The sequence below is a fragment of the Vibrio litoralis DSM 17657 genome, assembly GCF_000426765.1.
GTDB classification, from domain to species: Bacteria; Pseudomonadota; Gammaproteobacteria; order Enterobacterales; family Vibrionaceae; genus Vibrio; species Vibrio litoralis.
Genome location: NZ_KE384566.1, coordinates 300520 through 324126 on the forward strand (window position 1 = coordinate 300520; position 23607 = coordinate 324126).

Consider the following 23607-nt stretch of genomic DNA (forward strand, 5'->3'; position numbering starts at 1 on the left):
GGAACTGTGTGCTGCTTATTATTTTTTAGTTGGAAAAAGTTAAAAATATGTTCTATGTAGCATATTTTGTTACATGAATTGAATTTGTATGTTGGCAGCCGTATAGTGCTAATGAAAATTTTGGTTAACGCCTTATTTTATCAGGGGTTTCGGAAGCAGTCCTAGATAGAGTAGATGTTTAATTAATAGACAAATTCATAGATTGACTGGGTGTTATGGAATGGAAATGTTAATTAAATAGTTACAGGGTGTTTAATCGATTTATGTCAATAACTATAAATGCTCTAAAATAGAGCTGAGTGAGCACACCCGTGAATAAAAGAAAATCCAGACCAGTAAACTTAGATTTACAAACAATACACTTCCCAATTTCTGCCATTGCATCCATTGTGCACCGTGTTTCTGGTGTCATTATGTTTGTTTCTGTTGGTATCTTGTTATGGCTACTTGCCACCTCTTTATCATCTCCAGTAGGTTTTTCTCAGGCATCGAGCGTTATTGATAGCTTTGCTGTGAAATTCATTTTGTGGGGTATTTTGACCGCCCTTGCTTACCACATTTGTGGTGGGGTACGTCATCTACTTATGGATATGAAATATTTTGAAGAGAAAGAAAGCGGTGCGTTAAGCGCTAAAGCTGTTTTCGTGGTCACCGCTGTATTATCGGTATTAGCAGGAGTTCTTGTATGGTAAAGCACATTTCTTCATTCGGACGCAATGGAGTTCATGATTACCTCCTGATCCGTGCAACAGGCATCATCATGACACTTTATACCGTGTACATGCTGAGCTTTTTAGCCTGGGGCCCTGATATTAATTACCTGTCATGGCAATCCTTTTTTAGTGGCACTTTCACTAAAGTGTTCACTATGGTGGCGCTTTTATGCGTTCTGATCCATGCCTGGATTGGTATGTGGCAGGTATTGACTGATTATATTAAACCAACCGCAGTACGCGTGGCATTACAACTAGTGATCATAGTGACACTGATCGCGTACTTCTTCTCTGGTCTATTTATTTTGTGGGGTGTGTAAGTGAGTATTCCCGTTCGTGAATTTGACGCCGTTGTGATCGGCGCTGGTGGCGCAGGCATGCGTGCTGCATTACAAATTTCAGAGCAAGGCCTATCTTGTGCGTTGCTTTCAAAAGTATTTCCAACTCGTTCTCATACTGTTTCTGCACAAGGTGGCATTACAGTAGCATTAGGCAATTCACATAAAGATGATTGGCAGTGGCACATGTACGATACCGTAAAAGGTTCGGATTACATTGGTGACCAAAATGCTATCGAATATATGTGCAAAAATGGCCCAGAATCTGTCATTGAATTAGAAAAAATGGGTCTGCCGTTTTCTCGCTTTGAAGATGGTTCTATTTATCAACGTCCATTTGGTGGCCAGTCAAAAGACTTCGGTGGTGAGCAAGCCGCTCGAACTGCTGCGGCGGCTGACCGTACTGGACATGCATTGCTTCATACGCTTTATCAGCAAAACATCAAACATAAAACCACCATTTTCTCTGAGTGGTATGCGCTTGATTTAGTGAAAAATGAAGAAGGTGCGGTATTAGGTACCACAGCACTTTGCATGGAAACGGGTGAAATTTGCTACTTCAAAGCAAAAGCAACTGTACTGGCAACCGGTGGTGCAGGTCGTATTTATCAATCGACTACCAATGCCCACATTAACACTGGCGATGGTGTCGGTATGGCACTGCGTGCTGGCGTTCCTATGCAAGATATCGAAATGTGGCAGTTCCACCCAACGGGTATTGCTGGCGCAGGTGTACTAGTTACTGAAGGTTGTCGTGGCGAAGGTGGCTATCTTCTTAATAAAGATGGCGAACGTTTCATGGAACGTTATGCACCGAATGCGAAAGATTTAGCCGGTCGTGACGTAGTAGCACGTTCAATGATGATTGAAATTCGTGAAGGTCGTGGCTGTGAGGGTCCTTGGGGTCCACATATTAAATTGAAACTGGATCACTTAGGTAAAGAAGTTTTAGATGCTCGCTTGCCGGGTATTCTTGAATTATCTCGTACCTTTGCTCACGTCGATCCTGTTAAAGAGCCGATTCCAGTTATCCCTACCTGTCACTATATGATGGGTGGAGTGCCAACTCAGGTGTCAGGTCAAGCGATTAAACAAGATGCCAATGGTCAGGACCAAGAAGTTCAAGGTCTATTTGCTTGTGGTGAAATTGCTTCTGTATCGGTACACGGTGCAAACCGTCTAGGTGGTAACTCGCTACTTGATTTAGTGGTATTTGGTCGTGCAACGGGTCTGCATTTGGGTGAAACGTTGGCACTTCAAGCGGAAACCCCTGAAGCAACTGAAGCGGATATTGAAGCTTCTCTAGCTCGTTATAACCGCTGGGAGAACAGTACTGGTGGTGAAGACCCGGCACAAATTCGTAAAGACTTACAAAGCTGCATGCAAAATAACTTCTCGGTATTCCGTGAAGGTGATGCGATGGCAAAAGGTTTAGAAGAGCTTAAAGCGATTCGTGAGCGTTTGAACAATGCCTATCTATCGGATAAATCTACCGAGTTTAATACTCAGCGTATTGAATGTTTAGAGTTAGACAATTTAATGGAAACAGCTTTTGCAACCGCAGTTGCTGCGAATTACCGTACGGAAAGCCGTGGTGCACATGCTCGATTTGACTACCCAGATCGTGATGATGCCAATTGGTTGTGTCACTCGATTTATAATCCTGAAACGGAAGATATGTCTAAGCGTGATGTGAATATGCAGCCTGTACTGCGTGAAGCCTTTCCACCTAAAGCTCGTGTCTACTAAGGGAGATTAAGCAAATGAAAGTCAATTTCTCTTTGTATCGTTATAATCCGGATGCTGACAAAAAACCTTATATGAAGGATTACGAGTTAGAAGTGGAAGAAGGTTCAGATATGATGGTGCTTGATGCGCTTATCTTATTGAAAGAACAAGATCCGACCATTTCTTTCCGTCGTTCATGCCGTGAAGGGGTATGTGGTTCAGATGGTTTGAACATGAATGGTAAAAATGGCCTTGCGTGTATTACGCCTTTGTCAGCATTATTCGGTAAAAGCAAAGTGGTCATTCGTCCACTTCCTGGCTTACCTGTCGTGCGTGACCTTATTGTTGATATGGCTCAGTTTTATGATAACTATGCCAAGGTTAAACCATATTTGATCAATGATAGTGAATTACCACCATCACGTGAAAACTTACAATCACCAGAAGATCGTGCTCATCTAGATGGTCTGTATGATTGCATTATGTGCGCATGCTGTACGACATCTTGCCCGTCATTCTGGTGGAACCCGGATAAATTTATTGGCCCAGCTGGTTTATTAGCCGCCTATCGTTGGTTAATTGATAGCCGAGATACGGCGACAGATGAACGTCTGTCAAATCTTGACGATGCATTTAGCGTTTTTCGTTGTCATGAGATAATGAACTGTGTCAGTGTTTGTCCTAAGGGATTAAACCCAACCAAAGCGATTGGTCATATTAAAACCATGCTTATCAATCGTTCAGTATAAAAATTGCTCTAGGGCAAGGAAAGTCGGCCCAGCCTTACACTAGGCCGACTTACAATTAGGCATTTACTTACCGTAACTGTTTATAGTATGTAAGTGTCGAAGCATAATTTGAAACCAAAAAAGGTTAAGGGAAAATATGCACAACGGCGTGATGAAGGCATGGCTCGAGTCTTCACACTTGGCTGGCGCCAATGCAACTTACGTAGAAGATCTCTACGAACTGTATCTTAGTGACCCCGATTTAGTCGGTGACGAATGGAAAGAGGTGTTTGATAGCCTACCAGCAGAAGCTTCTGTAGCAGGTGAGCAACCACATTCTCGTGTTCGTGACTACTTCAGACGATTAGCGAAAGAGACAAAGCATTACAATGTCCAAGTTAGTGATCCTGATGTCGATGCTAAACAAGTAAAAGTCTTGCAGTTAATCAATGCTTACCGTTTCCGTGGGCATCAAGCTGCAAATCTAGATCCTCTCAATATTTGGAAACGTGAATCAGTTGCTGAACTTGATCCTGCGTTTCATAATCTCTCTCCTGAAGACTTCCAAGAGTCATTTAATGTCGGTTCTTTTGCGGTAGGCAAAGACACTATGCCGTTGAAAGATATCTACGAAGCTCTAAATAAAATCTACTGTGGTTCGATTGGTGCAGAATATATGCACATCACTAACACTGAAGAAAAGCGTTGGATCCAAGACCGCTTAGAATCAGTGGTAGGTGAAGGTACTTTTACCGCAGAAGAAAAATCTACTTTTCTACATGAATTAACGGCGGCGGAAGGCCTTGAGCGTTACTTAGGCGCAAAATTCCCAGGTGCAAAACGTTTTTCATTGGAAGGGGGCGATGCATTAATTCCAATGACAAAAGAGCTAATTCGTCATGCTGGCTCAAATGGCATGCGAGAAGTGGTTGTTGGTATGGCGCACCGTGGTCGCTTAAATATGTTAGTCAACGTATTGGGTAAAAAACCACAAGACCTATTTGATGAATTTGCCGGCAAACACGGTGATTCATGGGGTACCGGTGATGTGAAATACCATCAAGGTTTCTCTGCTGATTTCTCTACACCAGGTGGAGATGTGCATTTAGCTTTAGCATTTAACCCATCTCACTTAGAGATCGTCAACCCTGTAGTTATTGGTTCGGTACGTGCTCGTCAAGATCGTTTAAACGACAAAGATGGCAGCAAAGTTCTACCAATTACTATTCATGGTGATTCGGCGATCGCTGGTCAAGGTGTGGTAGCTGAAACCTTCAACATGTCTCAAGCTCGCGGTTATCAAGTTGGTGGTACTGTTCGTATCGTGGTGAATAATCAAATTGGTTTTACCACATCAAACCCACGTGATATGCGATCAACCATGTACTGTACTGATATTGCTAAGATGGTACAGGCACCGATTTTCCATGTGAATTCTGATGATCCAGAAGCGGTAGCCTTTATTACTCGCATCGCTTTAGATTACCGTAATACCTTTAAACGCGACGTTGTTATTGATTTGGTATGTTATCGCCGTCACGGTCATAACGAAGCTGATGAGCCAAATGCAACTCAGCCTTTGATGTATCAAAAGATCAAGAAGCACCCAACACCACGTAAATTGTACGCAGATGTACTGGTTGACCGTAAAGATATTGAGTTAGAAGATGCGACTCAAATGGTTAACGAATACCGTGATGCACTTGATCGTGGTGAGGTAGTAGTGAAAGAGTGGCGTCCGATGGCACTACACTCTGTTGACTGGACTCCTTACCTAGGTCATGAGTGGAATGAAGAGTGGGATAATCAAGTTGATTTCACTCGTTTATCTGAGCTAGGTAGCAAGACTTGTCAATTCCCTGAAAGTCATAAGCTGCAAAGCCGAGTTGCGAAACTGTACAACGATCGCCGCTCAATGGTTAGCGGAGATAAGATGATCGATTGGGGTATGGCTGAAACTTTAGCTTATGCCACTCTGGTTGATGATGGAAAACGTATTCGCATCACTGGACAAGATTCTGGTCGTGGTACTTTCTTCCATCGCCATGCGGTATTACATGATCAAGAAACAGCCAGCACTTATATGCCACTTGCACATATTCATGATAGCCAAGGTCCATTCCAAGTGTTTGATTCTGTTTTATCAGAAGAAGCAGTATTGGCCTTTGAGTATGGTTATGCAACGGCTGAACCTAGTGGTTTAACTATCTGGGAAGCGCAGTTTGGTGACTTTGCCAATGGTGCCCAAGTTGTGATTGACCAATTTATTTCATCGGGTGAGCAAAAGTGGGGTCGCTTATGTGGTCTAACGATGCTGCTGCCTCATGGTTATGAAGGTCAAGGTCCAGAGCACTCATCGGCTCGCTTAGAGCGTTACCTTCAATTGTGTGCTGAGCAAAATATGCAGGTAGTTGTACCTTCAACGCCGGCTCAGGTTTATCACATGATTCGCCGTCAGGTTGTGCGTCCAATGCGTCGCCCACTGATTGTGATGTCGCCAAAATCTTTATTACGTCATCCTTTGTGTACTTCAACACTAGAAGAGTTAGCACAAGGCACGTTCCAAGCTGCGATTCCAGAAACGGATGAGCTAGAAGCAAGCAAAGTGAAACGTGTTGTGATGTGTTCAGGTAAAGTTTATTACGACTTACTTGAGCAACGTCGTAAGAATGAGCAAGACGATGTAGCAATTGTTCGTGTGGAGCAGCTTTATCCATTCCCATACGATGATGTGAGCAAAGCGATTGAGCAATATACCAATGTTGAAGATTTTGTATGGTGTCAAGAAGAGCCACAGAACCAAGGCGCATGGTATAGCAGCCAACATAATATGCGTTTCGCATTGCCAAATGGTGCAACATTAAAATATGCAGGTCGACCAGCTTCTGCTTCTCCAGCGGTTGGTTATATGTCGGTACACTTGAAGCAACAGAAAGCATTAGTGGATGATGCTTTGAATTTAGACTTTTAGTGCAGTGGATTATTACTCCTAGTTGAATGAACTAGAGATAAGGACTTTACAGATATGACAATTGAAATTCTGGTTCCAGATTTACCTGAATCCGTAGCAGATGCCACTATTGCTACATGGCACAAACAACCGGGTGACTCGGTACAGCGTGATGAAGTGTTGGTTGAAATTGAAACTGACAAAGTAGTGCTAGAAGTACCTGCTCCTGATGATGGCGTGTTAGAAGCCATTGTGGAAGAAGAAGGTGCAACGGTTCTTTCAAAGCAGCTAATCGCTAAATTGAAAGCGGGCGCAGTCGCTGGAGAGCCAACCAAAGATAAAGCGGAATCAAGCGAAGCATCGCCGGATAAACGCCATAAAGCAGCTTTAAGCGAAGAATCTAATGACGCACTAAGTCCTGCGGTTCGTCGTTTATTAGCGGAACACAACCTTGAAGCATCTGATGTGAAAGGTACTGGTGTTGGTGGCCGTATTACTCGTGAAGATGTTGATGCGCACCTTGCTAAGAAATCAGCCGCGCCAGCGAAAGAAGAGAAAGAAGCTCAAGTTGAAGCGCCTACTGCTGCTCGTACTGAAAAACGCGTACCAATGACTCGTTTACGTAAAACGGTAGCAAATCGTCTGCTTGAAGCGAAAAACTCAACTGCGATGCTGACAACCTTTAATGAAGTGAACATGAAGCCAATTATGGATCTTCGTGCTCAATATAAAGACCAGTTTGAGAAGCGTCATGATACGCGCTTAGGCTTTATGTCTTTCTATGTTAAAGCGGTAACAGAAGCGTTGAAGCGTTACCCTGAAGTGAATGCTTCTATTGATGGCGATGATATCGTTTATCACAACTATTTTGATATCAGCATGGCGGTTTCTACGCCACGTGGCCTTGTTACTCCAGTACTAAAAGACTGTGACACACTAGGTTTTGCGGATATTGAAAAAGGCATTAAAGAGCTCGCAATCAAAGGGCGTGATGGCAAATTGCAAGTTGAAGATTTAATGGGCGGTAACTTCACTATCACAAATGGTGGTGTATTTGGCTCATTAATGTCGACACCAATCATCAACCCACCACAAGCGGCAATCTTGGGCATGCACAAAATCCAAGATCGTCCAATGGCGGTAAACGGTAAAGTGGAAATTTTACCAATGATGTATCTTGCTCTGTCTTACGACCACCGTCTGATTGATGGCCGTGAATCAGTTGGATTCTTAGTAACCATTAAAGAGTTACTGGAAGATCCAGCTCGCTTGTTACTTGATATCTAATCGTGATATTGAAATGAGCAATAAATTGGGTAGTTGTTGGTCTACAGCTACCCAATCAAATAAAAAAGTACACCTACATAAATAATGGCATTCCCTTACTTACATTAAATGCCAATGGAAATAATAAATCCTCACGGATAATGAAATGGAAATAGCACAATGAATTTGCATGAATATCAAGCTAAACAGCTGTTCGCTGAATTCGGATTGCCAGTACCGGAAGGTTACGCTTGCAATACTCCTCTTGAAGCTTATGAAGCCGCAGGTCGCATTAATACCGCGAAGAAAGTGGTTAAATGTCAGGTACATGCTGGTGGCCGCGGTAAAGCGGGCGGTGTGGAACTGCACGACACCAAAGATGGTGTAAAAGAATTTGCTCAAAAGTGGCTAGGTAAAAACCTAGTGACTTATCAAACAGATGCTAACGGCCAACCAGTGACTAAAATCTTGGTAGAAGAAGCATCAGACATCGCCAATGAATTGTACCTAGGTGCAGTGGTTGACCGTGGTACACGTCGTATCGTGTTCATGGCATCAACGGAAGGCGGTGTTGAAATCGAAAAAGTGGCGGAAGAAACGCCAGAACTTATTCATAAAGCAGCGATCGATCCATTGGTTGGCCCTCAGGCATACCAAGGACGTGAACTTGCATTCAAACTTGGTCTTAAAGGCAATCAAATCAAACAATTTACTCAGATCTTCATGGGTCTAGGTACTATGTTTGCACAATACGATTTAGCGCTACTTGAAATTAACCCATTGGTTATTACTGGTTCAGGCGATCTATTGTGTCTAGACGGTAAAATTAACATCGATTCAAATGCGATGTACCGTCAACCAAAATTGCGTGAAATGCACGATCCATCACAAGAAGATGAGCGTGAAGCACATGCGGCTCAATACGAGCTTAACTACGTTGCCTTAGATGGCAATGTTGGTTGCATGGTAAACGGTGCAGGCCTTGCGATGGGTACTATGGACATCGTTAACCTACACGGTGGTAAGCCTGCGAACTTCCTTGATGTAGGTGGCGGCGCAACCAAAGAACGTGTTGCTGAAGCATTTAAGATCATCTTATCTGATACCAATGTTAAAGCGGTTCTAGTGAATATCTTTGGTGGTATCGTGCGTTGTGACATGATTGCAGAAGGTATTATTGGCGCAGTGAAAGAAGTCGGCGTTGAAGTACCAGTAGTGGTTCGTCTTGAAGGCACAAACGCAGAGCTTGGTCGTGAAGTATTGGCGAAATCTGGTTTAGATATCATTGCAGCAACATCTCTTAAAGATGCAGCAGTTCAAGTAGTTAAAGCGGCGGAGGGCAAATAATGTCAGTACTAATTAATAAAGATACCAAAGTTATTTGCCAAGGTTTCACTGGCGGTCAAGGTACGTTCCACTCAGAGCAAGCGATTGCTTATGGAACACAAATGGTAGGTGGTGTATCTCCAGGTAAAGGTGGTACTGAGCATCTAGGTCTTCCTGTATTTAATACTGTTCGTGAAGCAGTTGAAGCAACGGGCGCAACGGCAACCGTCATCTATGTACCTGCAGCATTTTGTAAAGATGCAATTTTAGAAGCAATTGATGCTGGTATTGAACTGATTGTAACGATCACTGAAGGTATTCCTACGCTTGATATGCTTGATGTAAAAGTGAAGCTAGAAGAAACAGGCGTTCGTATGATTGGTCCTAACTGCCCAGGTGTGATCACTCCGGGTGAGTGTAAGATTGGTATCATGCCAGGTCATATTCATAAGCCAGGTCGCGTAGGTATTGTTTCTCGTTCAGGTACACTAACGTACGAAGCGGTTAAGCAAACGACGGATGCTGGTTTTGGTCAATCGACTTGTGTTGGTATCGGTGGTGACCCAATTCCAGGTACTAACTTTATCGATGTATTGGAAATGTTCCAAAATGATCCAGCGACCGAAGCAATCGTAATGATTGGTGAAATCGGTGGTACGGCAGAAGAAGAAGCGGCGGCTTATATTAAAGCGAATGTGACTAAGCCTGTCGTCTCCTACATTGCGGGTGTAACGGCTCCTCCGGGTAAACGTATGGGCCATGCTGGTGCGATTATTTCTGGTGGTAAAGGTACTGCGGAAGATAAATTTGCAGCACTTGAAGCAGCAGGTGTAAAAACAACGAAGTCATTGGCAGAAATTGGCGATGCACTAAAAGAAGTGACAGGCTGGTAAGCTTTTCGTCATCTACTCTTTAGTATGAAAGGTCATCTGCGGATGGCCTTTTTTATTGGTTTTTTAAATATAAATAGATACAGTGAAGTGGATACATTATTTATTGAAAGGAATAACTATGTTTAGTCATATTATGTTAGGTGCTAATGATATCAAAGCATCGAAGAAGTTTTATGATGCAATTTTAGGGACGTTAGGCTATGAACCTGGTGTTATTCATGGTGATCGTTGTATGTACATAACCCCAACGGGTGTGTTTATTTTGACTAAGCCAATTAATGGCGAAGTTGCAACCCATGGTAATGGTTCAACGTTTGGATTCTCGATTGCCAATCCTGAGCTGGTTCATGCGTGGCATGAGGCAGGACTTGCTAATGGCGGTACCGCTTGTGAACAGCCTCCGGGTGAACGTAATGGTCCTGCGGGACGTTTGTACCTAGCTTACCTACGCGATCCTTCAGGTAATAAGTTGTGTGGGACACACCGCTTAGCTTAATCGCAATAAATTAAAGCCGGATGAAATAACATCCGGCTTGATTCTAGGATGAAATTTTTAGCTACTTACATTTGGATAGCATTATTTTTTTAGGGCTTCCTGAGTCGGAAAATTGTAGACTCCAAACATACTTCCCTGATTCAGGGATTAGCGCCGCGGTATCTTTACCATAGCCACCATATTTTAATTGGTTCGTTTTACCTGCGCTGACTTCCAGAGTGGCAGAAGTAAACTGAGGCTTCCAATCTTTGCTGGCATATTGCATACGATAGCTACCAGCTTGTTCGTCTACGATCACTTGATAAACACCTTTCCCTTTATAGTTGAATTGGCGAGCTGCTACATGCTTCCAACCCGAATCGGTAAAATCACCGACAACATAGAGTGGTTTGTCGATAGGACCGGTTTCGTCTAACGTCGGATTATCACACTGCGCCAGAAAACCGTTACCCGATAACGATACCTGTGCTTTTTTGACTACTAATTTAGTCGGTTGCTTGATGGATAAAAACTGAGCCGAAAAAGGTAATAGTGTTATTTGGTAGTCGCCTTGAATCGGGTCAATATTCTCATTACTCCTCATGTCTACGAGTGTTCCTGATGAACCAATTTGTTCGGGTTTTAGTGTGATAGTCTGCGGTTTGTTAGAGGTACTTAGCACAAAAATCATCGATTGATCTTGATAGCTTTTATGATCGATATACACATCTTGAGTCGCTAGTATTGATAGACGCTCACCTTGCGACAGCACTGGGTTAGCTGCACGTAAGGCCATAAGTTGGGTGACTTGTTGTTTTAGTTGCGTTTGCTGAGTGGTTAAATTGGCAGTTAAGCCTTCAATTTTGGCACTAGAACGAGCGACATGGTCATCGCACCAACCTTGCGCGGCACAAATATCATTGGGAACCTTATCTGAAAAATGAGCGACTTCATCACCAATCTCATCGCCATAATATAATGTGATCGGTCCTGTATAGGCGGTCATAAAACTTATCGCGGCTAAATGTCGTTGCCAGTAGCTCTCATCTTTAGGTTGAGCGATATAGCCACGCTGCAATAAATCACCAAATCGTACTAAGTCGTGATTTCCTAACATTAAATTTGGACGTGCGTGTTTAGGGTAAAGAGAATGTAAGTCCATTCCTTGAGCCAACCAATCACCACCTCTCTCACCAATACCATTTTCATTGACTGCAAAGGTTTCTACTAAGCGATACCGCATTGGAAAATCAAATGCAGAACATAATACAGGGTGCTCCTTTGAGCCATAACCGTGTTCTGTGATGTAGTTTTGGTTGTTCCAAATTTCGGCCACCATGTAACCTAGAGGGTGTACTTGTTGTCCTTGTTGGTTTTTATACATGACGCTTTTAGAAGCTTGTTGCACTGTATTTTTTAATTTGATCCAATCTTGTGTCGGGACTTGATAAGCTTGATCTAAACGCCAGCCATCTATTTTTAATTCTTTTATCCAATAGCTCGCGACTTCTTGATAAAACGGCAAACTTTGAGGGTAGGATACTGGATTGTTAGGACCATGCGGTGTTAGTCCACTTGGCGAAGGTACAATGTTCGATTTATGGTGGCCAAATACACCATCAAAAAACACATATAACCCTCGTTTATGAGCTTCTTCTACTAAGGATTTAGCTTGCTCTAACGTGCCAAATTTAGGATCTATTTTGAAGTAGTCGCTGGCGAAGTAGCCGGTAGCATCTAACTTATCATCCCAATGCGATTGACCTTCAATAGGAGTAGAAGCAAAAATTGGAGTCAGCCAGATCGCATTGACTCCGAGCGATTGAATATAATCTAAAGAATTGATAATACCTTGCAGGTCACCATTATGATGACTTGTACCGTAACCATCCCCATAGTTTGCTTTATTATCACCATCTACAAAGCTTTCCACCATAATTTGATAAGTACGTAGTTCATTGGTTTGAGCAGCAGAGGGGAACTGGCAAGCGTCGGATGGTATTGCCGGAGATGATTGAGCTTGGCTAGCAAATAAACTTAGCGATAATACGCCAGTAGTAAGAAGAGAGTAGGTTGGTTTTATCATGATGATCTCTTGTTGTTATTGTAGGATGAGATCATTATTGAATAGCTCAGGGTAATAGAAACCCTCCTTTGAGCTCATTTTTTAGGCGTAGCCCTGAGGGCTGAGAGATGGGGATCACACTAGGTACTGTATGGGGTGAAAAGGAAGAAAACCAAGAGTGAGGTAGGGACTAAACCCTTGGTTTTTTAGAGTGTTAACTTTGAGCGACTTAGCTGTTATGAGGTTTCAATTGGCTAAGCATAAACATCGCGGTTGCCGAGATAACCACAGAAGGTCCAGCTGGCGTATCATAAAACCAAGAAAGCGATAAGCCGCATAGTACCGCGACCATACCAATACAAGAGGCGGCAATCGCCATTTGTTCAGGCGTTCTTGAAAAGCGTCTTGCCGTCGCCGCAGGAATAATCAATAAAGAAGTAATGATTAACGCGCCAACAAATTTCATTCCCACCGCAATCACAAGCCCGACAAGTAACATTAAGACTACTCGCATAAATGGGACATTAATGCCTTCTACACTCGCGAGCTCTTCACTGATTGAAGTGGAAAGTAAAGCGCGCCAAAAGAACACCAATAATGCCATGATGACGGCACCGCCAAGATAAATAAAAGTAAGGTCTGATGGGCTAACTGCCAGTAAATCACCAAACAAATAGCTCATTAAATCGACGCGCACATTATCCAAAAAGCTCACTGCAACCAAGCCTAAAGATAAAGCACTATGGGCGAGAATACCGAGTAAGGTGTCGGTCGCAATAACCTTTTGTTCTTGAAGCGCAGCTAGTAATACCGCTAAACCAAGGCAGCATACCACTAAAGCTAGGTACAAGTTTATGTCGAGTAGAAAACCCAGTGCTAAGCCTAATAATGATGCATGAGCAAGAGTGTCACCAAAGTAAGCCATTTTGCGCCAGACTACTAAAGAGCCGAGTGGTCCTGAAATAATCGCAATGCCTAGACCGGCGAGAATAGAAGGTAATAGAATATCAAACATCGCTTAGTGTCCACGCTTTTGCTGATGAGTAGAATGATGGGCGCAGCTATTATGTGAGCAGGCTTCTGGATCACCTTCGACCGCTTCACCAGAAAGATCGTGGTGATGGTGGTGATCATGATGATAGAACGCCAATGTATCTTTAGCTGTTTGACCAAACATCGCGATATATGATGGATGTTTAGTGATCGCCTCTGGAGCGCCTGAGCAGCAAATATGGTGCTGTAGACAGATCACTTCATCGGTTTGGGCCATCACTAAATGTAAGTCATGTGAGACCATAAAAACCGCGCAGCCGAAACGTTGCCTGAGCGAATTAATTAAAGTGTATAAATCAATTTGCCCTTGAACATCCACCCCTTGAGCTGGCTCATCAAGAACTAATAAATCTGGGCGCTGGAGTAATGCGCGAGCAAGCAGTACTCGCTGGTTTTCCCCTCCAGATAGTTTGTGCATGTCGTTTTTGTGCAGGCTTTCAGCGCCGACGAGACGTAAGGCCTCCATACGTTCATTGGCACTATAACGGCCTGCAAGTTTAAGAAAGCGATCAACGGTCAACGGTAAACTGTCATTTAAACGCAGTTTTTGTGGCACATAACCAATGCGAAGCTTAGGACTTCGGCTGATCGAGCCTGAATCGTATTTAATCAGCCCTAACATGATTTTGACTAGGGTTGATTTACCTGCGCCATTAGGACCAATGAGCGTTGTGATTTCACCTTTTTTGATAGTGAGGTTAATACTATCGAGTACCGACTTTTCGTTAAATTTAACCGAGATATTGTCGAGTCGAATTAATTCAGACATTGCTAACCAACTTGATGATGTGTAATGTTATATAGTAACATTATTGAAAATGATTACTACGATTATCAATTATACCAATTCCAATAAATAAGAGGTCTAATGGTATTACATAGTTGATACAAAAATTTTAGCTTCGAGTGAGTGATACCAGAGACTTAATTGATTGGTATGTTATTCATTCTAATTTGGAGAAACACATGCGTCGCATTTTATCACAAGCATGGATCGCGGTTGTAATGATATTTAGCCTCATATCAACCGCCACTTGGGCAAAAAATCAGGATGCTTCATTGACGGTGATGACGTCGATTAAACCATTGCAATTGATTACTCAGGAGCTGACCAAAAACGTGACTAATACCGATGTCTTACTGGCGAATAATACTTCCCCGCACGATTATGCGTTAAAACCTTCTGATGTACGTAAGTTGAAATCGGTCGATTTATTTATTTGGGTTGGACCTGGTTTAGAATCGTTTTTAGAAGGCGTGTTAGAGGGGAGTAATAACACTCTGCAGTTGGATAAATCTGAGCAAATAGATAAAATTGTTTACGATCAGCATGATGAACACGGCCATGCAGAGCACTCTCATGAAGCACATGATCATGATGATGGACACCACCATCACGGTAACTATAATCCGCATTTATGGTTAGGCCCTGTTCAGGCTCAGCAAATGGCCAAAGTGATTGTAGATAAATTAAGCGCGATTGATCCTACACATAGTGAACAGTATGCTCAAAACTACGTAGAGTTTACTCAACATCTGGATACCACCATTGCGGAAGTGAAGCAAAAAATCGCACCAGTTCAAAAGCATGGCTATTATGTTTTTCATGATGCCTATAGTTACTATGAAAATTACTTTGGTTTAAACCACTTGGGTGCCTTTACGGTCTCTCCTGATCGCCGACCTGGAGCAAAAAGCTTAATTGCGATTAGAAACGCTCTTCAGACAAATGAGGTATATTGTGTGTTTGCTGAACCTCAATTTACGCCTGCGGTCATTGACTCGGTGACTCGTGGTACGGATGTTAATCATGGAGTGTTGGATCCACTGGCAACTGAATATGAAGCAAAGCCTGGCGCTTATTTCCAATACTTACAGGATCTCGGAACCAGCTTTAGCCAGTGCCTTACTCGTTAAGGAATATTTTTGTACAACAAGTACCAAAAGATAAGTTATAAAAAGCAGCTTCGTCTATGGGCGTGGCTGCTTTTGCTATTGCTGCCCGTAGCCGGTGTGCTTAGTTATTATTTTATCTTCTCAACTAGCTATTCTTCGCTATTTAAGTCCTCACCATTTTCATTAAATCATGCAGACAGTGTTTTTTCAGAAGCGGTATTAGAAAGAAATGATCCTAGTCTGACGCTAGAAAAAGATGTTATCGATCAACAGCAAACACAACGTAGTTATAGCCACAAAGTTCAGTCTGGTGAAACTCTTGCCGATATTTTTAAGCTTTACGGTTTAAGTCATGAAGACTTACTGGCGATGATTAAAGTACGCCCTCAAGCGATTACTTTGCTCAACGGTCAGGTAGTTGAGTGGGTGCAGGATGATGCAGGTAGTTTACTCTCGGTGCAGATCCACCGAAGTGCCCGATTAAGTAGTGTATATACCAAAGTAAATAACCAGTTTTTATTTAGACCTCTAGTCACTTCGGCTGAAAAACAATCCTTGGTTAAAGTTGGGATTGTTGGGCGTAATTTTTATCAAAGCGCACGGGCTATTGGTTTAACTCAAGAGCATATTCAAACCATCGCGACGGCGCTGTATTGGCAGGTTGATGTGACTTCTCCCATTACGATAGGAGATAAGTTTTCTGTTGAATTAGAACAGAGTGTTATTGGCGAGCAAAGTGTTGGAGCCAGTAAGGTGATGGCCATTTGGTATCAACATCGAGGAAAAGATATTCAAGTCGTGCGTTTTAATGATGAACAGTTTTATTACCCCGATGGCATAAGTGTTGAGAAAACGCTGGATAGACTACCTTTACGACGTTCTTATCCGGTGAGTTCAGAGTTTAATCCTCACCGCTTAAACCCCGTTACTCATCAATATGCGCCGCACTATGGTACTGATTTAGCGACGCCAATTGGCACTCCAGTATATGCAACAGGAGAGGGGGTCGTTAAAAAAGTTGGGTATCATCCGCTAGCCGGTAAATATGTCGTGATCAGTAATGGCCGGGTTTACAGCACGCATTTTTTCCACTTGAGCCAAGCGCTTGTCAAAGTAGGGGATAGGGTAAAAAGAGGTCAAAAAATCGCATTAACGGGCAATACTGGACGCTCTACTGGGCCGCATTTACATTATGAACTACGCCAAAATGGCCAACCACTTGATGCAATGTTAGCGCCACTACCTAGACAAAAGAGTATATTACGAGAGCAGCGCGCTGAGTTTACTGAGCAAGTGAAAGCTCGGATATCATTATTACACTAATTACTTGGGTATAAGTGCAGTTTTAAATTCGAGAGATTGTTCTTATCCTCAAGTGACTTGGATGTATTTCCAGATCTCGTTTTTTCCAACGTCAGTCATTATTAATATGCACTGGATCACCAGCATATTAATTGTCGCAAAATATCTGTTTAAATTGATGGCTAGTGTGCCATAATTTTGCAGTGTTCCGCTTGGTAATCATTAAGGCAGTTTGTGACTTTGCGTATTTTTCGGTTTTTAGTGTTGCTAGTGGTTTCTTTTTCCGTCAATGCGATAGAAACAGATTCCATTTTTTATTCTTTGCCAAGCCAAGCACAAGGTCATTTCTTTACGACAAAAAAATTGTTTCCGAACGAAAAAGGTGGCGTTTGGGTTCAAGATACTCAAAATAAAATTTATTACTTTGATGGTCAACACTTCGCACTTCTTCCGGGGCGAGCATTCAATCATGATACTAACCATGTAACCTACGCAGCAGGATATTTTTGGTATATTGATAGTGGGCGCTTACTTAGGGTTGATAATGCCGGTAATAAGGAGGTAGTGTTTGAAAATTCAGAAAAACAGATCTTCCAAGCGATAGGGCAATCCGAACAAGTCGTGTGGTTGTATGGTAACCATCGCTTTCATACCTTTGATACTCACACCGGTGAGCACCGTACCATCCCAGTATCACAAATCACCCAAGGGTCAACCCGAGACAATAGAGGTATTGTTAGTGCCACTTTAGTTGCCGGGAAGTGGGTGGTGGCGACCAGTCAATCACTTTTCTATTTAGAAAAAACAGGCATTCGACGAGTGCTATTCAAACACTTCTCCAATATTAATCAATTAGCTTTTGATAAAAAAAATCTACGTCTACTGGTTGGAACGCAAAGTGGAGCCTTTAGCTTAAATATGGCCACCATCAAACCAGAGGTGGATATGATTGCTTCAGGTCAGGTTCAAACTATCTTAATTACCCCAAGCTATTATTGGATTGGTACTAAAAAAGGTTTATTTGTTCATCAATTAGACACTCAATTGACGAAGCATATTTATGGCAGTTATCAAGATGATTTAGCCCTATCTAATAATAATATTATGGGGCTGAGTGCGGATAATAAAGGTGGAGTGTGGATTGGCACTGCCAAAGGTATCAATTACTACTCACAAACGAGCGGTTTATTTAAACGCGTTCGCTTTGGGCGTGAAAAATATAATCTACCTTACCTACATATTAATGATGTAGTCGCTATTAATGATCGAACGGCATGGCTGGCGAGTAACTTAGGCTTATTTAAGGTAACGGCTAACTATGTTGATGATAAAGAAAATAAAGTCGAAAAGTTATTAGATTACAACGTCTCTCATATCAGCCAGTTCGAGCATATATTATGGCTAAGCCAAGGCGATAAACTGATACGCTATGATACGGGCTCTGGTGCAGTAAACGTTATTCGCAAACAAAACAAATGGTCTGGAAGCCGTATTTCTCACCTGGTGGTCGATCACCACGGCGATGTCTGGATCTCGAACGAGCGCGGGCTTTATCGTTATTCACCACAACAGCAAATGACCGATGAATTAGGACTTGAATGGATGGTGGATCAATATGGCCCATCAATGATTACTAGTCTATATCCGGGGGGCAGTGGAAAGCTCTGGATTGGTACCGATCATGGGGTCTATCAATATAATAACCAAGAGATAATATTTGACTCGAGAAGTGCGGATTATGGCGATGTGGCTTCTATTACTGAGTCGGTGGGTAAGCAGGTTTGGAGTGCGAGTAGTGACGGCTTATTACATATGCAAGACGAGCTCAATGCGACTAAAGTCCGCTTACCTCATTCAAATAGCATCCCTCTTTGTGCTATTGGCTCGGAGCTAGGTACTTGGGTTACTACCACCAAAGGTATCCATTATTATGATCAAAATGCGGCTCTCTCAGGTTATTTCCCTACGCCATTTGGTATCGTAGCTAATGAATTTCTTCCTAATGGTTGTAGCGTATCACCGAATGGTAAAACCTTAGTACTCACAACGCGTCTGGGCCTTATTTTTGCCTCAACAGAAACACTCATTCAAACCGAATTACCCACCAATGATGTTTTGGTCGGTGAGTTTCAGGTCGAGCACTCTGTGGTCATGGTCGCGCCGCAAACCAATAGTGATATTCACGTTAATTATGGCCGCTCGGTCAGTGTGCTATTTGGGATTTTGCCTAACTTTGAAGTGCCACAAGTTCAATATCGCTTGCTCGGCAGTGAAAAAGAAAACTGGGTGGATTTTCAAGGCTCACAGTTAACCTTTGAACATTTAGAACCTGGTCGCTACACCTTAGAGTTAAAGACCATGTCTCAGGTTGGAACCAATCATTCTGGGGCAAGGTATAGCTTCATCGTGAGTAAGCCTTGGTATTTGCTTCCGAGTAGTGTGGCTATTTTTGCGGTATTGCTTGTTGGTAGCATTGTACTGCTGATCGCATGGCGCTCTAAAATTGTGGTGAAAACTAACTTAAGGTTAAGGCGTTTGATTAATCTGAAAACTCAGCAATTAAGGCATCAAAGTCAATTATTGGTTAGCAGTAATATGCAGTTAAGAAAGCAAGCTCAAACTCGACGTATACTGGTCGGTGAACGAGTGATTAAAGCGAAATTAAACCTTGATGGTTTGAAAGACTACCTACATAAGAGTGACCAAAAGAACACCCCCGCTTTAGATTATGCAGAGCAAGCACTAGAGCCTTTAGAGCAAATCTTATCTTTATATGATAATAAGACACCGGAGTGCACGGTATTTGATGGGCAAGTGGTGTCCTCTGTTGTTAAAGCAGTAGTGAAAGGTTGGCAACAAGAAGCGGATAAAGTCGGGATCACTTTGCTGGTTGAAGATAGTAGCCAAGGTTGTTTGGTTAAGGTTAAACACTTCAACCTCGATATGATTTTAAATACCTTGATGGCGAGTGCTTTGATCCGGTCGGATGCCAATCAAATCATTCATCTCTCCGCTAAACTTGATGATGGTCGTCTCCTTATCGCTATCGAAGATACGGGGGAAGGTATCTCAGAAGATGAAATACAGGCTTTTGAAGCTCAGGAATTTGGTAGAGTGGGCTATGAATCCCAATTTACGTTATCAGATACCTCTTTATCTGCTATTGCCCAAATGGCGGAGCAGAGTGGAGGGCATTTTGATTTCCATTATAATCAACTGATACATCGAACGCGCTTATCTATCTCATGGCCAGTTGAAGCGTGCACTCCCTCGACGAATATTGATGAAGGTGCCTACATTGTCGACACACCCGCTTCTCAACAGGAAACTCACAATATAAATAAACAAGTGAATAATGACGTTCAAAATGATTGGCTTGATAAAGTTTATCAATTGGTTGAGAAGCATTATCCCGACCCTGATTTTAGTACCTGCCATGCTGCAAAGATGCTGTTTATCTCGGAGAGAAGCTTGCAAAGAAAGTTTAAATCTTTGTCTGGCGGGTCTTTTATGGACTATGTAACAAAAGTTCGTTTAGAGAAGGCCTGCGAGTTATTAATTTCAGGTGAGAAAATATCAGATACAGCTTTTGAAACAGGTTTTAATGACCCGTCATACTTCAGCCAAAGGTTTAAGCATTACTTTGGTTTATCACCGTCTAAATTTATTGAAAATTCAATAGAGTGATTTTGGGAACCGAATAGTTCTAACCTCATCAGAGATTGGCTCACCATAAAGTTCAGATCAAATAAGGGCGTGTTGCTTAAAACAACACGCCCTTATTTATGAATAAAAAAACGTGACATAACCGGGGGGATCATGTCACGGGTGTAATGACACCTTCGCTTGCTGCCGGAGTGCATTGAGAACAATACACATCAGGAATAAAAGGGTTAGATAACGTGTGCCGTTATCGATAGATATATTTATACGGGAATGGACTTATTTTTCGTATAAAAATAACGACAATGATCTATGAGATTAGCGACAAGTTTATATTTTTTATTTTACTCTTTTATTTTCAATGGCTTATTTGTTTGTAGGGAAGGGCGTTTTTTCTGGGGAATCTTTTAAATTGACGTTTTTGACGTAAACTTAAAAACAGAGCTGACGGTTTTGACATTCAATCCAGATGCCATTTTTCCCATAACAGAGAATTTAAGTGACAAATAGCCATTTCATTACAATGTTAAATTGACCTAACGCAAGAAATGAAATGTAATAAAGTGTATTATACATGTAAATGCTAATAGTTCTCATTAAAGGTTTTGTTACAGTATGAAATTAAGTGAATTAAAAATGGGTCAAAGTGCCAATATTGTGCACTTAAATGCGCTTCCAAATGACATTAGAAAAAAGCTAATGATCATGGGTATGCTACCCAATACTCCAGTGACCTTAATTCGTAAAGCCCCTTTAGGTGATCCATTGCAAGTTGAAGTGCGCGGAGTGTCTTTAGCAATAAGGGGCAAAGTAGCTGAAGAAATTGAGATTGAGGTGGGCCAATGAGCTTTAATATTTTAACCGTTGGTAACCCAAATAGTGGTAAAACAACACTATTTAATGGCTTAACCGGTGCTAAGCAGCATGTTGGCAACTGGGCTGGTGTGACTGTTGAGAAAAAGACCGGCTCTTTTAACCATAAGCAAACGCAATTTAATCTGACCGATTTACCTGGTATTTATTCATTAGATAGTGCCAATGATGCCAATAGTATTGATGAGTCGATTGCCTCTTCAGCGGTTTCGGCTATGCAAGCTGATCTGATTATTAATGTGGTGGACGCGACTAGCCTTGAACGCAGTTTATATATGACTCTACAATTGCGTGAGTTAGGTCGTCCAATGATCGTGGTGCTGAATAAACTGGATGCATTACATCGTGAGCGCCAAGAAATTGATGTTGATGCTTTATCGAAAGAACTCGGTTGCCCTGTTTATATTCTTTCTGCTATCAATAAGCAGCAAGTCGCCAAATTTAAAGATGACCTCCATAAAATATCCCAAACTCCTATTGAGCTTGCAAGTTTGAACCTTGATTACGGTTCTCAAATCGAATCCGCTATTGCTGAATTAAACCCTCTATGGCCTGCTGAGCGTATTATTTCTCCTCGTGCCATGTCTATTCGTGCATTAGAGCAAGATGGTTTAATGCTATCTCACCTTTCAGCAAATGATTTAGAACTGCATAAAGCATTATCAGAAAGATTAGCGGCGGATTTTGATATCGATCTAGCGATCACAAATACCAAATATAGCTACTTACATGAGGTATGTAAGCAAGTTCGTATCCTGGATTCCGCTTTAAGTAAAAACTTCACTCAAAAAGTTGATCAGATTGTTTTAAATAAATGGTTTGGCATTCCATTTTTCTTTTGCGTTATGTACTTAATGTTTATGTTTTCTATCAATATTGGTAGTGCCTTTATCGATTTTTTCGATATCGGTGTAGGGGCAATATTGGTTGATGGCGGGCATTACTTACTTGATGGACACTTACCTGTTTGGTTGGTTACGGTTATTGCTGATGGTATTGGTGGTGGTATTCAAACGGTTGCTACCTTTATTCCTGTTATCGCTTGTTTGTACTTGTTTTTATCGTTACTAGAAAGTTCCGGCTATATGGCGCGAGCAGCTTTTGTACTCGATAAAGTGATGCAAAAAATTGGCTTGCCGGGTAAAGCGTTTGTGCCATTGATTTTAGGCTTCGGTTGTAACGTGCCGGCAATTATGGCGACACGTACCATGGACCAAGAGCGTGAACGTAAGTTATCGGCAGCAATGGCGCCATTTATGTCATGTGGTGCACGTCTACCGGTATATACACTGTTTGCCGCTGCTTTTTTTCCGAACAATGGTCAGAACGTTGTATTTGCTTTGTACATACTCGGCATTTTAGCCGCAGTATTTACCGGTATGCTACTTAAGAAGACGCTTTATCCGGGTAAAAGTAGTAGTTTCATAATGGAAATCCCCGATTATGAAATTCCAACCTTGCGTAATGTTGGATTAAAAACATGGCAAAAACTAAAACGTTTCGTACTTGGTGCAGGTAAGACGATTGTAATCGTGGTCGCGGTATTAAGCTTCTTTAATTCACTCGGAACAGATGGCTCATTTGGTAATGAAGATAGCCAGAGTTCAGTGCTTTCTAAAGCCGCACAAGTGGTTACGCCTGTGTTTGAACCAATGGGCGTGGATCAGGATAACTGGCCAGCGACGGTTGGTATTATTACCGGTATTTTTGCTAAAGAAGCGGTAGTGGGAACATTGAATAACCTTTATTCAGATCCACAAGAAGACGCCGCAGAATTTAATCTAGTTGATAGCCTTAAAGAGGCGCTACAAACTATCCCCGATAACCTTGCAGGTTTAAGCTTTAGTGATCCTCTAGGCATTGAAGTTGGCGATCTTGGTGATTCAACTGCGGCAGCAGAGGAACAAGGCGTAAGTTCAGGGATCTTTGGTAATTTACAAGCCTACTTTGTGACGGGTGGTGCAGCCTTTGCCTACTTATTGTTTATATTGCTATACACACCATGTGTAGCTGCGATGGGGGCGTATGTTCGTGAATTCGGTCCTAAGTTTGCTCGCTTCATTGGTTTGTGGACCATGTTCTTAGCTTATGCCTCAGCGGTGATTTATTATCAAGCAACCAGCTTTGCTGCACATCCATTATCGAGCAGCTTATGGATAGGTTTGATGCTGATTGCTTTTGTGATTGTGTATATTCGCTTAAAGCAGATAGGACAAAAAGAACAAGCATTACGAATTGATGTGGTCAACATTAACTAGCTGACTGCTGAATAATAAGAAAGGCTCAGAATGTGAAAGCTCTGAGCCTTTTTTATTGCTGCTAATCTTTTTTATGAGGG

At 42.1% G+C, this 23607-nt stretch carries 17 protein-coding genes; 14 read left to right on the forward strand and 3 right to left on the reverse strand.

Annotated elements, in window-relative coordinates:
* Positions 1 to 299: 299 nt before the first annotated feature.
* From sdhC to K358_RS0111765, 9 genes are all read left to right on the forward strand, one after another.
* Entirely contained in the window at positions 300 to 692 is a 393-nt protein-coding gene (gene sdhC / locus K358_RS0111725; RefSeq protein ID WP_027697005.1) for a succinate dehydrogenase cytochrome b556 subunit, read from the forward strand.
* Positions 686 to 1033, forward strand: a complete 348-nt coding sequence (gene sdhD / locus K358_RS0111730) for a succinate dehydrogenase, hydrophobic membrane anchor protein (RefSeq protein WP_027697006.1) — start codon at positions 686 to 688, stop codon at positions 1031 to 1033. Before sdhC ends, sdhD begins: the two co-directional genes overlap by 7 nt.
* The gene (sdhA, locus tag K358_RS0111735; RefSeq protein ID WP_027697007.1) at positions 1034 to 2800 is read left to right on the forward strand and encodes a succinate dehydrogenase flavoprotein subunit; all 1767 of its coding nucleotides are present in this window, start codon (positions 1034 to 1036) and stop codon (positions 2798 to 2800) included.
* A gap of 14 nt (positions 2801 to 2814) precedes the next feature.
* On the forward strand, positions 2815 to 3528 hold the full coding sequence (locus K358_RS0111740; RefSeq protein WP_027697008.1) for a succinate dehydrogenase iron-sulfur subunit: 714 nt from the start codon (positions 2815 to 2817) through the stop codon (positions 3526 to 3528).
* Positions 3529 to 3664: 136 nt separating this feature from the next.
* Positions 3665 to 6478, forward strand: a complete 2814-nt coding sequence (gene sucA, locus K358_RS0111745; RefSeq protein ID WP_027697009.1) for a 2-oxoglutarate dehydrogenase E1 component — start codon at positions 3665 to 3667, stop codon at positions 6476 to 6478.
* 54 nt (positions 6479 to 6532) lie between these two features.
* The gene (gene odhB / locus K358_RS0111750; RefSeq protein WP_027697010.1) at positions 6533 to 7744 is read left to right on the forward strand and encodes a 2-oxoglutarate dehydrogenase complex dihydrolipoyllysine-residue succinyltransferase; all 1212 of its coding nucleotides are present in this window, start codon (positions 6533 to 6535) and stop codon (positions 7742 to 7744) included.
* Between the two features lie 159 nt (positions 7745 to 7903).
* Positions 7904 to 9070, forward strand: coding sequence for an ADP-forming succinate--CoA ligase subunit beta (gene sucC, locus K358_RS0111755; protein WP_027697011.1), 1167 nt, complete (start codon positions 7904 to 7906; stop codon positions 9068 to 9070).
* A complete protein-coding gene (gene sucD / locus K358_RS0111760) occupies positions 9070 to 9942 on the forward strand; it encodes a succinate--CoA ligase subunit alpha (RefSeq protein ID WP_027697012.1) in 873 nt (290 codons plus the stop codon). Before sucC ends, sucD begins: the two co-directional genes overlap by 1 nt.
* 118 nt (positions 9943 to 10060) lie before the next feature.
* A complete protein-coding gene (locus tag K358_RS0111765) occupies positions 10061 to 10438 on the forward strand; it encodes a VOC family protein (protein WP_027697013.1) in 378 nt (125 codons plus the stop codon).
* A gap of 61 nt (positions 10439 to 10499) precedes the next feature.
* Here K358_RS0111765 and K358_RS0111770 read toward each other — a convergent pair whose 3' ends face one another.
* The 3 genes from K358_RS0111770 to znuC all read right to left on the reverse strand — a co-directional run bounded on the left by K358_RS0111770 (position 10500) and on the right by znuC (position 14304).
* Positions 10500 to 12503, reverse strand: a complete 2004-nt coding sequence (locus tag K358_RS0111770; protein ID WP_038150134.1) for an alpha-amylase family glycosyl hydrolase — start codon at positions 12501 to 12503, stop codon at positions 10500 to 10502.
* 208 nt (positions 12504 to 12711) lie between these two features.
* Complete coding sequence (znuB, locus tag K358_RS0111775) at positions 12712 to 13497, reverse strand: zinc ABC transporter permease subunit ZnuB (protein ID WP_027697015.1); 786 nt, start codon at positions 13495 to 13497, stop codon at positions 12712 to 12714.
* Between the two features lie 3 nt (positions 13498 to 13500).
* Positions 13501 to 14304, reverse strand: a complete 804-nt coding sequence (znuC, locus tag K358_RS0111780; protein ID WP_027697016.1) for a zinc ABC transporter ATP-binding protein ZnuC — start codon at positions 14302 to 14304, stop codon at positions 13501 to 13503.
* Between the two features lie 236 nt (positions 14305 to 14540).
* Here znuC and znuA point away from each other — a divergent pair, with 236 nt between their 5' ends.
* The 5 genes from znuA (at position 14541) to feoB (ending at position 23527) form a co-directional block, all read left to right on the forward strand.
* The gene (znuA, locus tag K358_RS0111785) at positions 14541 to 15452 is read left to right on the forward strand and encodes a zinc ABC transporter substrate-binding protein ZnuA (protein ID WP_051241321.1); all 912 of its coding nucleotides are present in this window, start codon (positions 14541 to 14543) and stop codon (positions 15450 to 15452) included.
* A gap of 9 nt (positions 15453 to 15461) precedes the next feature.
* Positions 15462 to 16754, forward strand: coding sequence for a peptidoglycan DD-metalloendopeptidase family protein (locus K358_RS18425; RefSeq protein WP_051241294.1), 1293 nt, complete (start codon positions 15462 to 15464; stop codon positions 16752 to 16754).
* A gap of 213 nt (positions 16755 to 16967) precedes the next feature.
* Positions 16968 to 20420, forward strand: a complete 3453-nt coding sequence (locus tag K358_RS0111795) for an AraC family transcriptional regulator (RefSeq protein WP_027697018.1) — start codon at positions 16968 to 16970, stop codon at positions 20418 to 20420.
* 591 nt (positions 20421 to 21011) lie between these two features.
* Positions 21012 to 21242, forward strand: a complete 231-nt coding sequence (locus tag K358_RS0111800; protein WP_027697019.1) for a FeoA family protein — start codon at positions 21012 to 21014, stop codon at positions 21240 to 21242.
* The gene (gene feoB / locus K358_RS0111805; RefSeq protein WP_027697020.1) at positions 21239 to 23527 is read left to right on the forward strand and encodes a Fe(2+) transporter permease subunit FeoB; all 2289 of its coding nucleotides are present in this window, start codon (positions 21239 to 21241) and stop codon (positions 23525 to 23527) included. Before K358_RS0111800 ends, feoB begins: the two co-directional genes overlap by 4 nt.
* Positions 23528 to 23607: the final 80 nt, after the last annotated feature.